This is a genomic window from Paenibacillus sp. FSL R7-0189 (assembly GCF_037969925.1).
Classification (GTDB): Bacteria; Bacillota; Bacilli; order Paenibacillales; family Paenibacillaceae; genus Paenibacillus_AQ; species Paenibacillus_AQ odorifer.
The window spans coordinates 353063-368393 of record NZ_CP150223.1; the positions used below are offsets into that span (position 1 = coordinate 353063).

General features: G+C 46.7%; 6 protein-coding genes. 3 read left to right on the forward strand and 3 right to left on the reverse strand.

Annotated elements, in window-relative coordinates; translation table 11 throughout:
* The first annotated feature begins 14 nt into the window (after positions 1 to 14).
* The 3 genes from MKY63_RS01725 (at position 15) to yhbH (ending at position 9771) form a co-directional block, all read left to right on the forward strand.
* Positions 15 to 6752, forward strand: a complete 6738-nt coding sequence (locus MKY63_RS01725; RefSeq protein ID WP_143763152.1) for a DUF11 domain-containing protein — start codon at positions 15 to 17, stop codon at positions 6750 to 6752.
* Positions 6749 to 8434: a DUF11 domain-containing protein gene (locus tag MKY63_RS01730; protein WP_076144233.1), complete on the forward strand. Its 1686-nt coding sequence runs from the start codon at positions 6749 to 6751 to the stop codon at positions 8432 to 8434. The genes MKY63_RS01725 and MKY63_RS01730 overlap by 4 nt, the downstream gene beginning before the upstream one ends.
* Before the next feature lie 173 nt (positions 8435 to 8607).
* On the forward strand, positions 8608 to 9771 hold the full coding sequence (gene yhbH / locus MKY63_RS01735) for a sporulation protein YhbH (protein WP_036684553.1): 1164 nt from the start codon (positions 8608 to 8610) through the stop codon (positions 9769 to 9771).
* Positions 9772 to 10545: 774 nt separating this feature from the next.
* On the opposite strand, the gene MKY63_RS01740 is transcribed toward yhbH, so the two are convergent.
* The 3 genes from MKY63_RS01740 to MKY63_RS01750 all read right to left on the reverse strand — a co-directional run bounded on the left by MKY63_RS01740 (position 10546) and on the right by MKY63_RS01750 (position 15309).
* Positions 10546 to 12051, reverse strand: coding sequence for an alpha-glucosidase/alpha-galactosidase (locus MKY63_RS01740; RefSeq protein WP_038569578.1), 1506 nt, complete (start codon positions 12049 to 12051; stop codon positions 10546 to 10548).
* Positions 12052 to 12172: 121 nt separating this feature from the next.
* On the reverse strand, positions 12173 to 12988 hold the full coding sequence (locus MKY63_RS01745; protein WP_235219504.1) for an AraC family transcriptional regulator: 816 nt from the start codon (positions 12986 to 12988) through the stop codon (positions 12173 to 12175).
* A gap of 266 nt (positions 12989 to 13254) precedes the next feature.
* Positions 13255 to 15309, reverse strand: coding sequence for a methyl-accepting chemotaxis protein (locus tag MKY63_RS01750; protein ID WP_051491335.1), 2055 nt, complete (start codon positions 15307 to 15309; stop codon positions 13255 to 13257).
* Between the last annotated feature and the right edge of the window lie 22 nt (positions 15310 to 15331).

Below are 15331 nucleotides of genomic sequence, written 5' to 3' on the forward strand. Positions count from 1 at the left end.
CAACCTCGAAGGAGGTGAGAATCATTCCACTAGTCGTACGGGCAACGATCAATGCGACCGGTGCTATCACATTTACCGGCAACACGCTTGGACTTAGCCGCTCCGATACGATCGGAGTGCCAGGAACACTAGACAGCATCGGTGGCTTTACTACTGTTAATACTTCATCAACATTTGGTACCTATCCTAGCGGAACTACTAGTCTTTATACAAGCAACAGTTCAGCAGCCATACTGGTCCTACCCTCAGGCAGTACCGTACTGTATGCGGAGCTAATCTGGGGCGGTACCTATATTAACGGAAATGTAAACCTTAGTTCGGCCATTAACAACCCTGTCTCCTTCATAACCCCTGCCGGCACTACATTCAGTGTTACTCCTGATTCAGCAACGAGCAACGTAGTCGATTTGGGAGGTGGTGCATCGGCATATGTTCGTTCCGCCAACGTGACCAGCATTATCCAACAAGGCGGTGCCGGCACCTACACCACTGGCGGTGTAGTGGGTACGATTGTTATTCCTAGTGATTCCACGGCCAACCATGCAGGCTGGACATTAGGAGTAATCTACCAAAATACAGCCTTACCTTTTCGCAATATGTCCCTTCGGGCAGGTGCAATACTTGTACAGGCAAACTCAGCTCCGGTATCCACTACAATAACTGGATTTGCCACACCCATTACTGGTGCGCTTGGCGGCAGAGCGTTATTCAGCGCGCAGGAGGGGGATGCCAACCGTTCGGGGGATCAGGCATTATTTGGTCCAACCTCTGCTACACTTGTTGCTTTATCGGGACCTAATAACTTTGCCAACAACTTTTTTGCATCGCAGATTAACAATGATGCAGGTAACCTAAACACAACGGGTACCTTTGGAAACCGCAACCAAATAAACGGAAATCCAGGAACCAACATTATCGGTGGTCGCCAAGGCTGGGATATTACCAATGTTGACGTCTCCGCACGGCTGATAAACAATCAATCTTCAGCCGTATTACAATTAACCACCTCAGGCGATGCTTATGTACTCAACGGTAATGCCATACAGGTTGATATCAATGCTCCAAAAATAAACCTCACTAAAAGCGCTAATGTAGCCGGCCCCATAGTCGGTGATACGGTAACTTATACGGTGACTGTCAATAATACAGGAACAGCGGGAGCAGCAAGTGTCGTTTTATCAGATGCGCTGCCGGCAGGATCCACTTTTGTAACTGGAAGCGTAGTTGTTGCTGGTGTCTCCAGACCTACTTTTGATATTACAGCAGGAATCTCACTAGGCTCATTAGCTTTAAGCAGTTCAATAACTGTTACATATCAAGCCAAAGTCACTTCATTACCACCAAGTCCGCAAAATATCGCTAATACCGCTAATGCTGCCTTTACATTTCAAAGTGTAGCCGGAGGCCCTATCATGACTGGGGTCATTCCATCTAATACAGTAACCTTACCTGTATATTCACCCGTCCTTAACATTGTGAAATCAGCCAGTACTACCAATGCTACGGTTGGAGATCAGATCACCTATACCCTTCAAATCACTAACACAGGAAATATCGGCGCGGTAACAACACTTACTGATAATATTCCTTCAGGCAGCTCTTATGTCGCAGGTAGCTTCACCGTCAATGGAAATCCTATCGCCGGTAACCCTGCCACAGGGATTGCTATCGGTACGATTGCCGCCGGTGGCAGTTCTACTGTTCAATTTCGGGTCATCGTGAATAGCCTACCTTCTCCGCCACAGCTGGTCGACCAAGCAAGCGCCGCTTATACGTTTCAAGTTCCAGATGGGCGAACAGTAGCTGGATCTGCCTCGTCCAACATTTTGTCTATTCCAGTTAGAACACCTAATGTTACCGTAGTCAAAAGCGCTGGATTCGCCGACGTAACTGTCGGAGATATACTACTCTACACCTCTGTAATCAGCAACAACGGAATTGCAGCAATTACCAACGTGTCACTCTCAGATACCATCCCTGCGGGTACATCGCTGGTCCCCGGAAGTGTTACCGTCGCCGGTGTGTCACAACCCTCAGCTAATCCTGGAACAGGGATTTCTGTCGGTACCATCGCTCCAGGAAGCTCCGTCGCCGTCACTTTTCAGGTCAACGTTATCTCATTACCCAGCCCCGCTCAGCTATTGAATAAATCTAGCGCCTCTTTTAGCTCGGGTGCTTTTACTGGCATTTCAGTCTCAAACACGACGACAACTCCCGTGTATCAGCCTGTAATCCAAATTGCAAAAAGCTCGAACGTTTCCAGTGCAACTGTAGGCGGCAATATTCTTTATACGTTAAATGTTCAGAATTCTGGAAATATCGGGGCGGCTGTAACCCTGAGCGACAATATTCCTTCAGGAAGCACCTTTGTCTCGGGAAGTGTAACTGTTAACGGTGTTGCTAGACCTGCTGACTCTCCACTTACAGGAATTAACTTAGGTACTTTAGCTTCAGGGGCAGCTGTTCCTGTGACCTTTCTTGTCTCTGTGCAATCTCTGCCTACTCCACCTGTTTTGAATAATCAAGGAAGCAGCAGTTACACCTACCAATTGCCAAGTGGAAGATCATTATCCGGGACCAGTCTGTCCAATACCCTAACCATTCCGGTCTCCGCTCCTAACATTACACTAACCAAAACTGCAAACCTGACTAATGTAGCGGTTGGAGAAAATCTGACTTATTCAGTCGTAGTGTCCAACCCAAGCAGCGTCGCTGTCACCAACGTCGTTGTCTCTGACCCTATTCCTACGGGGGGAGCTTTTGTAGCGGGCAGTGTGACTGTCAACGGTTCGACGGTAGCAGCTGCTAACCCAAGTACAGGTATAGCAATCGGAAGTATCGCCGCGGGCAGCTCTGTCACGGTGTCTTTTAGAGTGAATGTCGCTACCTTGCCAAGTCCAGCACAGTTTACAAACAGAGCCAGCGCCTCCTTCACCTCTGGGGCGTTCACCGGTTCTTCGCTCTCAAACACGATAGTAACACCTGTATTTCAGCCCATCCTTAGTATGGTCAAAAGCGCCAATGCAGCACAGGCATCTGTAGGGGGATCTCTCTCATACTCCATCCTGATCAGCAACACCGGGAATATTGCAGCTACTCTATTAGTAACTGATATCCTGCCACCCCAAGCTGTGTTTGACACGAATAGTGTAATTATTGGCGGAACACCTTTGCCCGGATATAATCCGGCAACTGGCATTCCAGTTGGACCGCTCGCTCCTGGTGACAGTGTCACCGTAAGTTTTCTGGTCACAATCACAGCCCTGCCTCCATCACAAGTATTGCTGAACTCTGCTTCAGCGACATATAATTTCACCCTTCCAGACGGGCGTCAGCTCGGTGGAAATGTAGTGTCCAATACGCTCTCTGTCCCAGTGTCTGCCCCTAACGTCAGTGTTGTAAAAAGCGTAAACGCTGCTACTGCTGTTACTGGTGATATCCTTACCTTTACCTCTGTATTGACCAACAACAGTATTGCAACAGTAAGCAATATCATTCTCAGCGATCCTCTGCCTGAGAATGTAGCTTTCATTCCCGGAACCGTAATTGTAAGTGGCACTCCCCTGCCGCTAGCAGTTCCGTCCGCCGGCATTCCAATCGGTAGTTTGAGCCCTGGCGCCACAGCTACCGTAACATTCGAGGTGAGGATAACAATGCCGATACCATCACAGATTAACAATCAGTCGTCTGTCAGTTTTACATCCGGTGTATTCTCCGGTTCTTCTTCATCTAATATCACAACTACACCAGTTATTCAGCCCCAAATCTCCTTAGTAAAAAGTGCCGCTGATGGAGACGGCGATTTCGATGCTCTAGTCGTCGGTGATTCTGTCATCTACACAGTGATTGTTAGCAACGCAGGTAATTTGGCTGCAAATTTAACACTAACTGATAACATCCCAGCAGGTACTGTCTTCGTTCCTAATAGTGTCATAGTGGGTGGTATGCCTCAACCTGGTTCAACCCCAGATACAGGGATAGCTGTAGGAAATGTCGCTCCTGGTGCCAGTATTGCTGTCAGCTTCACCGTTGATATCATCTCCTTACCTACACCTCAGCAAATTAGTAATCAAGCTTCCGCAAGCTTTACCTTTACTCCGCCTGACGGTAGACCGTTATCTGGGACTGCTGTGTCTAACACTGTCACATTACAAGTCTCTGCTCCTAACATTGTCGTTACCAAGAGCACCACTTCAACATCAGTTGCTGTTGGTGAAACGGTCACTTACAACGTCAATATAACTAATAATGGTATAGAATCTGTTACTAGCGTCTTACTGAGTGATCCTACACCGGCAGGGAGTACTTTTGTAACAGGCAGCGTATCGGTCAACGGAGTTCCATTCCCGAACTTGAGTCCTGCTTCGGGGATATCTATCGGCACTCTAGCAGCCGGTGCTTCAGCGCTGGTTACTTACAGTGTTACTGTTACCCCTGTCCCTCCTACAGCTTCACTCATCAATCAGGCATCCGTTACCTTCACTTCAGGCGTTATTTCAAGCTCCACTTTTTCTAATACTGTTACAGTCCCTGTGTTCCAGCCGAACATTGCCGTAGTCAAGAGTGCTAGTACAGCCAATGCCACGGTTGGCGATTCAGTTAGCTACACACTGACAGTGAGTAACACAGGAAACTATGCTGCTAATTTAACACTGACGGATAATATTCCCGCAGGTACGGCTTTCGTTCCGAATAGTGTGCTCATCAACGGCCTCCCTTTAGCGCAAGCGGATCCTTCCACCGGAATTGCAGCTGGAATAATACAACCTGGAGGAACCACCGTAGTCATTTTCACGGTTGACATCACTTCATTGCCTAGTCCTCAGCAACTGGTCAATCAAGGAACCGCAGCATTCAGCTTCACCTTACCCGACGGACGTACACTTAATGGGTCTGCACTCTCTAACACCGTCACTATTCCTGTCTCCTCACCTAATATTGCTGTAGTTAAAACTACAACCACAACATCAACTACGGTCGGTGACACTATCACCTATTCCATAGCTTTAACTAATAACGGTATTGCCACTGTAAATAATGTGGTCTTCACAGACGCACTTCCTGCTGGTACTACATTTGTGACAGGCAGCGTGCTTGTGGACGGTGTGCCTCGTACAGGAGTTAGCCCATCTACTGGAGTAACCTTAGGCAGCATAGCACCTGGTGTAACCGTAACTGTTGCTTTTACCGTAAATGTAGTTTCACTGCCGGCTACCGGATTGTTAAACAATCAGTCAACGGTCAGTTTCACCTCAGGTGTTGTCTCGAATGTAGCTTTCTCAAATATCGTCTCCACACCTGTCTATCTGCCTATCCTTGCAGCAGTAAAAAGCTCCAATTCAGTCAATGCTACCGTTGGGGATACGATTACTTATACTATCAATGTGACCAACACAGGTAACTACGGTGCTTTAGCAACCCTGAGTGATACCATTCCTGCGGGTACAACGTTTATTCCAAACAGTGTACTCATTCAAGGCGCTCCTGCTCCAGGAGCAGACCCGGCTGCTGGCATACCACTGGGTGTAATCTCCGCGAACGGAAGCCTGTCTGTGATCTTCTCAGTTCTTATCACAACATTGCCGGCAAGCCAACAGCTGCTCAATCAAGCTTCGGTCGCGTTTGCATATACGCTTCCGGATGGACGGACATTTAACAGTTCGATCAATTCCAATACGACAACAATATCAGTATCCTCACCGAACGTTGTCATCACTAAATCTTCGACAGCTACCGATGCCGTTGTTGGCGATACCATCACTTATAATCTCACTGTTACCAACAGTGGAATAGCAAATATCAGTAACGTTAACCTCAGTGATCCAATACCTGCGGGCTCTACCTTTGTCGCTGGCAGTGTGACCGTAGATGGCACTCCACGCCCTAGCGCCAATCCAGCGAGCGGCATCTCGCTCGGCACGCTTGCGCCAGGCGCATCTTTCCAAGTCTCATTCAACACAATTGTCAATGTGCTCCCTAATCCTGCAACGCTTAGTAATCAGGCTTCTGTCAGTTTCACCTCTGGCGCATTTTCAGGCTCCTCATTCTCAAATACACTAGTAATTCCGGTATATCAACCTATTATTGTAGTTGTCAAAGGGGCGGACAGAACCGCCGCAACTGTCGGAGATACGATTACTTACTCCTTGAATGTGACGAATACTGGTAACCTCATCGCAAATGTAGTTATCACCGATACCATCCCTAACGGAGCTGTCTTTGTTCCAAACAGCGTGCTCGTGAATGGGGTACCACAACCAGGATCAGATCCGTCTACAGGCTTAAGTATTGGGTCGGTAGCTCCGGGAAGTACAGTAACAGTAACGATTACCTTACAGGTTACTATTGCGTCCCTGCCTTCACCGCAGCAGTTGGTCAATCAAGCTACAGCAAATTTCACATTCACACCGCCAGATGGACGTTCACTCACGGGCTCCTCTGTCTCAAACGTCCTCATTATCCCTGTATCTTCTCCGGACGTAAGTGTTGTTAAGAGCACTACTTCTATTGATGCGGTTGTTGGCGATATCATTACCTATACGATAGTTGTCACCAACTTAGGGATTTCACCAGTCAATAACGTCATCATGGTTGACCCTATTCCAGCTGGCAGCCAGTTCGTAACGGGAAGCATTACCGTAGATGGAGCCCCTCGTCCTAGTGGCAGTCCGGCTTCGGGAATCGCAATTGGTACAATTGCTGCAGGTGCTTCTTCAACCATTACCTTCCAGGTTCAGGTAGTAGCGTTATGATTCCCGGCTCACGTACCCAACCTGTCGTAACCAATCAATCCATGGTACTCTTCAATTCGGCAGCGGGTGTTGATGGAATTGTCTATTCCAATACCGTTAACACCCCGGTCGTGGGCCCCGTGCTTTCATTGCTGAAGAGTACAGATAAACTCCACGCCTCTTTAGGCGACACTTTGGTGTATACCATTAAAGCCAGTAATAATGGAAATACAGATGCTTTTTTGACGGTGTTTGACATTCTTCCAGAAGGTGTATCCTTTATTTCCAACAGTGTACTCAGAGACGGTGTGCCTCTTCCGGGGGCTACACCGTCTTCAGGCATCCCCCTTGGTTCTATTGCACCGCAGAGTCAAGTGAGCATCGCCTTTCAAGTCGTCATCATTTCGCTGTCGTCTTCCCTAGTGCTGCAAAATAAAGCGCTAGGCCGTTTTTCTTTTTCCACTCCGGAGGGAAGAACCGTTAAGGGTGAGCTTGCGTCTAACTCTGTACTGGTTTCTTTACGCTCCTACCAGCTCTCGACCTCTTTGTCTGCAAGTACTCCGACTTCTTTTATTGGGGATGTAGTAACTTACACCTTGCGACTTACAAATGAAGGCAACAGCCTCTTAACTCAAATCAGTGCAACAATTTCTATTCCGGACGGGACAGTGTTTATTCCAGGCAGTGTCATTGCAGGTGGGATTTATTACCCAGAAGCAGACCCGGCGAAAGGAATATTACTCGGTTCGCTGGACACAGACCTAAGCGTTGATATTACTTTTCGTGTCCGGGTAACAGAGTTTTCTCCCTCGTTAGCCTTGACCAATAGTGCAATTGTCACCTATTCAGTTGATGAGCATACAATTACGACCGAAAGTAACACTGCGGTTGTCTCACTTGTCCAAGCGGGGGTCACCATTAGTAAAAAAGTGGATCATGTTACAGCAGCTCCGGGCGACAATTTGAGATATGAGCTTACGGTAACCAACAACGGGAATCTGGCTGTAAATGCAGTCCTAACAGATGCTATACCTTCAGGTGCTCTTTTCGTATGGGATAGTGTTCTCTTAAATGGAGTGTTGCAAAAAGGTGCACGACCAGCGGAAGGCATCCAGTTAGGTTCTTTAAGAGGCGGAACTACAGCAGTTGTAGTTTTTCAAGTGAGTATACCTGCAGCCATTAACATACATGAAATCGCAGCCGTACAAAACCATGCTAGCGTTCAGTATACCTTTGTGCTTCCAGACGGACGGACCGTACGACAAACCTCTCGTTCCAATACAGTTACCACCCTAGTAGTCACACCTGTCATTTCACTGGTAGTCCATGCAAAACCAACTATTGTAGAAGCAGGTGAGCGAGTCCAATGCTGGATCTCACTAACCAATAACGGAAATTGGCCTGCGGAAATATCTCTGAATCGTCTAACCCCGGAAAAATGTTTTCTTGATCCCAACAGCATTGTAATTGATGGAGTTCCGAATCCACAATCTTCATTTACCGGCACCTTGCCGCTGGGAATAGTTAATGCTGCATCTATGGTTAACATTCATTATTTTATCCAGGTGAGTGAACAGGTAATGGGTCGTTTCCTTAAGGGCTCCGTGAATGCTCAATACTCTTTCAATATGGATGGACGTGACTACTCTGGCGAAAGTCAATCTAACAGTTATGTGCTGACCGTAGATGAGATCAGTGAATAAGAAATCACATATCCCTCATCCCCATGAATATACTTTAGTTACAACCCCAAAACATCCCCACAAGGTGAGGCTTTGCTCTCTATGCGTACTCAGGTACTTTGCGGGGGATCCAAATATATACTTTGCAAAAGATTCCTTCAATCAACATTCATATTCCATGGGAGGTGGTCATCCTGTCGCAATCATCCGGTCCCTTTTCCTTCGTAGTCTCAAAAGAAGATTGGTCCCTTCATCGTAAAGGTCATCAGGATCAGGAACGCCATCAGCAAAAGGTCAGAGAAGCCATCAAGGATAATTTGCCTGACCTCGTTACCGAAGAGAATATTATTTTGTCAGGCGGTAAGCAGATTGTGAAGGTTCCGATTCGCAGTCTGGATGAATACCGGATTATTTATAACTTCCGTAAACAGAAGCATGTAGGACAGGGGGACGGAGAAAGCCAGGTCGGAGATGTGCTTGGGCGCGATTCACAATCGGCACAGCCAGGCAAAGGAGAAAAAGCAGGCGATCAGCCCGGTCAAGACACCGTGGAAGCAGAGGTCAATCTGGAAGACCTGGAGGACATTCTATTTCAGGATATGGAATTACCACATTTGAAGCCTAAGAATAAGGAAGAGATCGAGGTCAAATCCATTATTTTTAACGATATTCGTAAAAAAGGGATGATGTCCAACATCGATAAAAAACGTACGCTGCTGGAGAATCTTCGGCGCAATGCAAGCAGCGGCAATCCCGGCATCCACAGTATCAGCCCAGATGATCTGCGCTACAAAACATGGGATGATATTAGAACCCCTCATTCCAATGCGGTCATTATTGCCATGATGGATACGTCAGGTTCGATGGGTTCTTTTGAAAAATACTGCGCCCGCAGCTTCTTCTTCTGGATGACCCGTTTTCTGCGCCGCCAGTATGAGAAGGTAGAGATTGTCTTTCTCGCCCACCATACGGAGGCTAAGGAAGTCAGTGAGCATGATTTCTTCACCCGTGGCGAAAGCGGGGGAACGATTTGTTCCTCAGCATATCAGCGAGCGATTGAAATTATCGATAGCCGCTACCCGCCAGCACAGTACAATATTTATCCATTTCACTTCTCCGATGGTGATAATCTCACCTCCGACAACGAACGTTGTGTGAAGCTGATCGGAGAACTGCTGAAACGAAGCAATATGTTCGGCTACGGTGAGGTGAATCAATACAATCGTAGCAGTACCTTAATGTCAGCTTATCGCCACCTGAAACATGAACAATTCATGCATTATGTCATTAAAGACAAAAAAGAAGTGTATCAGGCGCTGAAGACCTTCTTTAGTCCAAAGGGTACGGTTAATTCTTAATGCCCCACTCCAAAACGCGGGTGTCCCAAAAGCCAAGAATGGCTGATGGGACATCCGCGTTTTTGGCGTTGCTCCTTCTTGAACAAAACAACAAACTTCGTAAATTGCGTCATCTGGGTCCGTAGGCATCGGGGATGGGCAAATAGCGTCATCTGGGTCCGCAAGATCAGGGGATACGCAGAATAGTATGTAGGGCAACTTTGGGATTACTGGGGGATCGGCGCATTCGGACACAGATGACCTTATAAGTAGCTTTAGCGCACATTTGGATTGCTATCGGACCCCATAGCTACTATTAGCATGAAAAACACCAAAAACGAGCTTCATTCTGAGCAATAGCTGCACTGGGGTCCGAAATCATGCTCCAAAGGCGATAAATTGCTAAATAGTGTCATCTGGGTCCGTAAGTATCGGGGATGGGCAAATTGCTCATCTGAGTCCGTAAATATCAAAGAATGCGTCAGAATAGTATGTAGGGCAACTGTGTGGGATTACTGTAGCGCTCGGCGCTACGGTATAGATTAAAAAATAAGCCAGTGAAATTAAACTAACTTTCTTTTTTCAGTTACATAATAACTCCTACTATACACCTAATTTCACAATTTGGATCGGCACCGATAAACTTGTACTCCCCACCCATGTCAGCTTGTTATCGTAAGCTATGACTGCTGTTTTGTTTTTCCCCGCTTAGATTTCCACCATGCAAATAACCTCCAATCTCAAACTCTGGAATGCGGAGGTTATTTATAGTTAAAAAGCTTTCAACGCTACAGCCTAATGAACCTTCTCTCTATCCTTGCCTTTATCAGACTCACCAGCATTTTTGTTCGCTGCTTCCCGGTCCTGCATCATCTCATCCACCGTCTTCACCTTCAGGCGAGCAGCGCCCTCGTTGTTAGCGTTCGTTGGGATAAGCTCTCCTGAAGCCAAACGTTCCTTGGCCCTAGCAATAGCTTCGCTGTATTGAGGCAGCCACTGTTCCCCTGCGACGAGCATCTCATCGACCATCTGCCAGATTTCTTTTGGATTACATACAGCACCAACGAGTGGGTCCATCATAAATGCCTGACGCAACAGCTTATCATCGCCGTGTACAGCTGCTTCAACCGCCAGACGTTGCACTGAAATGCTCACGTTACATACGGCGGCAGGCCCAAGCGGCAATTCACCTACCAATGGCATGGAGATCCCGTTCCGGTCTACATATCCCGGTGCTTCGATAATGGCGTCCTCTGGTAAATTAGAGATTACGCCATTGTTCACTGTATTAAAGTGCCCCCGGTACACTCGTCCCGTTTCCAATCCTTCTATAATATAAGAGCCGTGCTCTTCCCCGCGATTCTCCTTCGTATACTCCAATGCCGGGTCTTTCATCCAGTTTGGAAAATCGGTCTCGAACCAATTCCGACCTTCCGTGCAGACACGCAGATAACCGCCTGTTTCTCCGTTAATCCAGCTCCCCAGATCGATCCAATCCATAATTTCATCACTGCGTTTACGATACCATGGCACGTACTCACTTAAGTGTCCATTGGATTCTGTACTATAGTATCCAAAGCGACGAAGCATATCGATGCGCACTTTTTCCGTACGGCTGAATTCCGGATGTTTCTCAAAAGCCTCTAAAAGACCTTCGGTCAGATCCTTCCCCTCATGACTTGCTGAAATATACCAGGTCTGGTGATTGATGCCCGCACAGATAATATCAACTTCGGATTTCTTAAGCCCATACACATCCGCAATTTGTTGGTGCCCATGCTGTACACCATGACATAGACCGATGGTCCGAACACCACCATATTTATTGCAGGCCCAGGTCAGCATAGCCATCGGGTTCGAATAGTTAAGCAAAAGCACATCCGGTGCTGCCATCTCCCTAATATCACGGCAAATATTCAGCATCTCCGCAATTCCGCGTTGCCCGTACATGATACCTCCCGCACACAGAGTATCTCCCACACACTGATCGACTCCGTATTTTAAGGGAATGTCCACATCCGTAGCAAAGGCTTCAAGCCCACCCATCCGAATAGTACAAAATACGTACTTAGCATCCTTCAGTGCTTCTCTGCGATCCGTTGTCGCCTGAATTTGTATATTTAAACCATTCTCCTTAATATCACGCTGGCATAGCTCCGTGACCATCTCCAGATTGTGGCTGTTAATATCCATAAATGAGACTTCGATATTTTTAAATTCCGGTACAGTTAGTAAGTCCCGCAACAATCCACGGGTAAATCCAATGCTGCCTGCCCCTATAAAAGACACTTTAAATGACATGGTTATCATCCTCCGGTAATGAATTGGTTGTTCCTGTCCATTGTAGCAAGGGACCTGAGGAAAGCGTAACCAATATCATGACCTCTTTTGAAAGAAGGTGTCAAAAATCCTAACCTATCTACTAAAAATCATGCTCTTCATAACTCCAGGCGTGACGCTCAATGGAATTGCGGAATTCTACAGGCGTGCAATCGGCGTATTTTTTAAAAAGAAGGTGAAAATATTGCCTGCTGCTAATTCCTACGTAATCTGCAATTTCAGCAATCGGGATGTCGCTCTGCCCAAGCAGCATCTTCGCCTTCTCCATTCGCAGCATATTCAAGTAATCGCTGAGTGTCCGACCCGTATGGCTCTTAAAAATTCGATGCAAATATCCGGGATGCAGATTTACTGCGGCAGCGATGTCCTTAACCTGAATGTTCTGGTCATAGTTCTGATGCAGAAATTCGATGCTCCGGCGCACATAAAGCTGCGAGGGCTGTTGGCTGGTATGAAGCTGCTCTTGCCGAAGTCTGGATAATCGCAACAGAAGCTCACAAAATAATAAATCAACCATACTTCCCCCCTTCCCGCCGCTCTGATCAAGCTCTAACACAAGTCCCTTTAGAACATGATAGATTTCCTCCGGATCAGGCATTACTAAACTGGAAAAAGGAAGCTGCAGCATTTCTGCGAGCGCCGTTTCTTCACGGGCTAGCTTGCCGACAGAGGGTGCAACCCCTCTATATTCCATGAAGCCAAATTCCACATTTAGCATCCGACAAGGTGCCCCCTCTTCAACAATCAGCCTATGCGGAACATTCGCGTCTAGGATGATCAATTCTCCCCGCTTCAGCCGAACTCTCTCTTCTCCTCCTGAGCTTGGACGGACATCTACGATACAACTTCCTGAGATCAAATACATGATTTCCGTTGAATTATGCTGATGGTAAGACATATTGTAGTTATTCCACTGTTTATAATAGTAAGCAAAAAAATGAGGACTATAATCTCCCTCGATTAAAACCTGCTGAAAAAGACTCCCGCTGGGGCTCAGATTTAAGTTCGTCAATGGATCACTACTTTCTTCATTTATTACTTAATACAAGTGTATCTCTTTAGCCACTTCGAAGACAAGATAACGTCCGATAGCAATCAAATCAACAAAAACGAGCAACTCTCCATTATATTGGAAAATTGCCCGTCTCTATTAGAATAATATTGTCATACTTGAAAAGAAACCAAAGAGTGCTTAAGATCGGCTGCCAAGCCCTCCAGCTTTTCCGATAGGGCAACCAATTCCTCACTAACCGTGAATTGCTGAGATGACATAGAAGCTACCTCCTCCGTCGAAGCAGTGGTTTGCTGGACGATGGAGCTTACGCTGGCCATGGATTCACCGAGTTGACGCTGGAACTCAATCAGTTCGAGGACAGAAGCAGAAGATTCACTAATATGTTTCATGAAATGTTCCATTTCCTCTTTGACACTCGCGAATATCGTTGACGACTCTCTTACAGAAGAGATTTGTTCACGGAACTTAGGAGCGGCTTCATTGATATCCTTAACGGTGTTCTCGATATGTAGACCAATCTCTTCCGTGATCTTGGAGACCGATTGAATCGATTCATTCGACTGGTTAGCGAGCTGCCTGATTTCATCAGCAATCACTATGAACCCTCTACCTGCCGCACCTGCTCTAACTGCTTCTATGGTAGCATTTAGTGCCAAAATATTGGTCTGCTTATTCACAGCAATCATAGGGCTGAGTATACTGCGAATTAAATGAGTGCTTTCTCTGAGCTTAGTAGAATTATCTTGAATTCGATTGATCACCTCTACCGTAGACTCACTCTGCTCTACCAGCAGCTTCATCAGCTCTGTACCTTGATTGCTAACCTCAATGACCCGTTCTGCTGAATGGTCCATCACTGTATTTATTTCCGTCACTTCACTCATTTTGTTGCCGATAATCTCAACATTGTGATAACTGCGTTCGGCTTCAACAGCGAGGCTGGCTGACCCCGCTGCAATCTCACCGGTAGCGGTCGCAACCTCTCTGGCATGGAGGGAGATTGTACTTGATGCTTGTACTAATTGTTCCGAAGTAAGGAGGACCTCATCTGCCGAATTCCCGCTCTGCCTTGCAAGTAAGGAGATCTGCTCCATCATTTTGTTGAAGCTTTGACCCAAGCGGCCAATCTCATCTTTGCCCTTGAAATTGGTTCGTACCTGTAGGTTCCCACGCTCTCCTTCCTCCATCAAGATTGCCAGCTTACCCAGCGGGCGCCCTACCAATCGAACAAGAATATAACCAATTAGCAGTGCTATTAAGGCTGCCGCCAGCACCACAGAAAATGTGATATATAAAAGCTTGTCCGCAGACTTAGTAAAATCACTGACAGGAGCATACCCCATAAGCATCCACTTGGCAGTCGCCAGGGGCTGGTATACAACAAGCTGAGAACTTCCGTTCTCATCCTCCGCTGTAAATGAATGATTTTGCTCTTTCCCTTGTTCTTCTGAAACTTTTATGTAAGAGGATTGACCCAGCTTGGCATGATCCGCACCATACACAATGCTGCCATCCGCACTCAAGATACGAATTTCACCGGTCATCCCAATCTGAAGGTTAGACAGCATTTCAGTCATGGCCTTCCCTTTCACTTCGATTAGCATGTAATACTCCGCTTCGGGATGTAAAAGATTACGTAGCAATCTCCCCATAGTTAAGGATGGCTCAGTATAAGCATCAAAAAAGCCTTTCTCACGAACGGGAAACCAGACTGGCTCTCCTTTAGCTGCGGCAATTTGCTCTAATCTTGCGGAAATGCCTTCATCACTACGAATCCCACTTATGCCAGCAGACTTATAAGATTCTGAGTCTACCAAGCTCTTGGATACCAGCCTGACGCCATACATCCGCTCATCAGACCCTTTTACCAAGTCCAGCTTTCTGCGAATCCGATCTTCAGCACCGGCTTTGTCCACAGTTGTAAGCTCGCCACTATTTATTTTTTCTAAATCACCCTTTAACACAGAGTCGAGTGCAAACTGCCTTGATAGTGCCTCATACTCTGCCAGCACAAAATCCAGCTTGTCCGCTGCCTGAACTACAGATTGTGTGGAGGCTGCAGCAACCTCATTCGTAATGATATTTTTAGCGGCAAAATAGGAAGTCAATCCTAGCACGGAGGATAAGAGAACTATAGAACTAAATAAAATAACGAACAGTTTAACTCCAACAGATTTAAAATATAGAGTCCAGGACTTTTTCATTAAGTTCACTCCCCGTGACGAA

Coding starts and splice junctions, on each gene's coding strand:
- MKY63_RS01730 (WP_076144233.1), top strand. CDS start 6,749: ATGATTCCCGGCTCACGTACCCAACCTGTCGTAACCAATCAATCCATG.
- MKY63_RS01740 (WP_038569578.1), bottom strand. CDS start 12,051: ATGTCATTTAAAGTGTCTTTTATAGGGGCAGGCAGCATTGGATTTACC.
- MKY63_RS01745 (WP_235219504.1), bottom strand. CDS start 12,988: ATGTCTTACCATCAGCATAATTCAACGGAAATCATGTATTTGATCTCA.
- MKY63_RS01750 (WP_051491335.1), bottom strand. CDS start 15,309: ATGAAAAAGTCCTGGACTCTATATTTTAAATCTGTTGGAGTTAAACTG.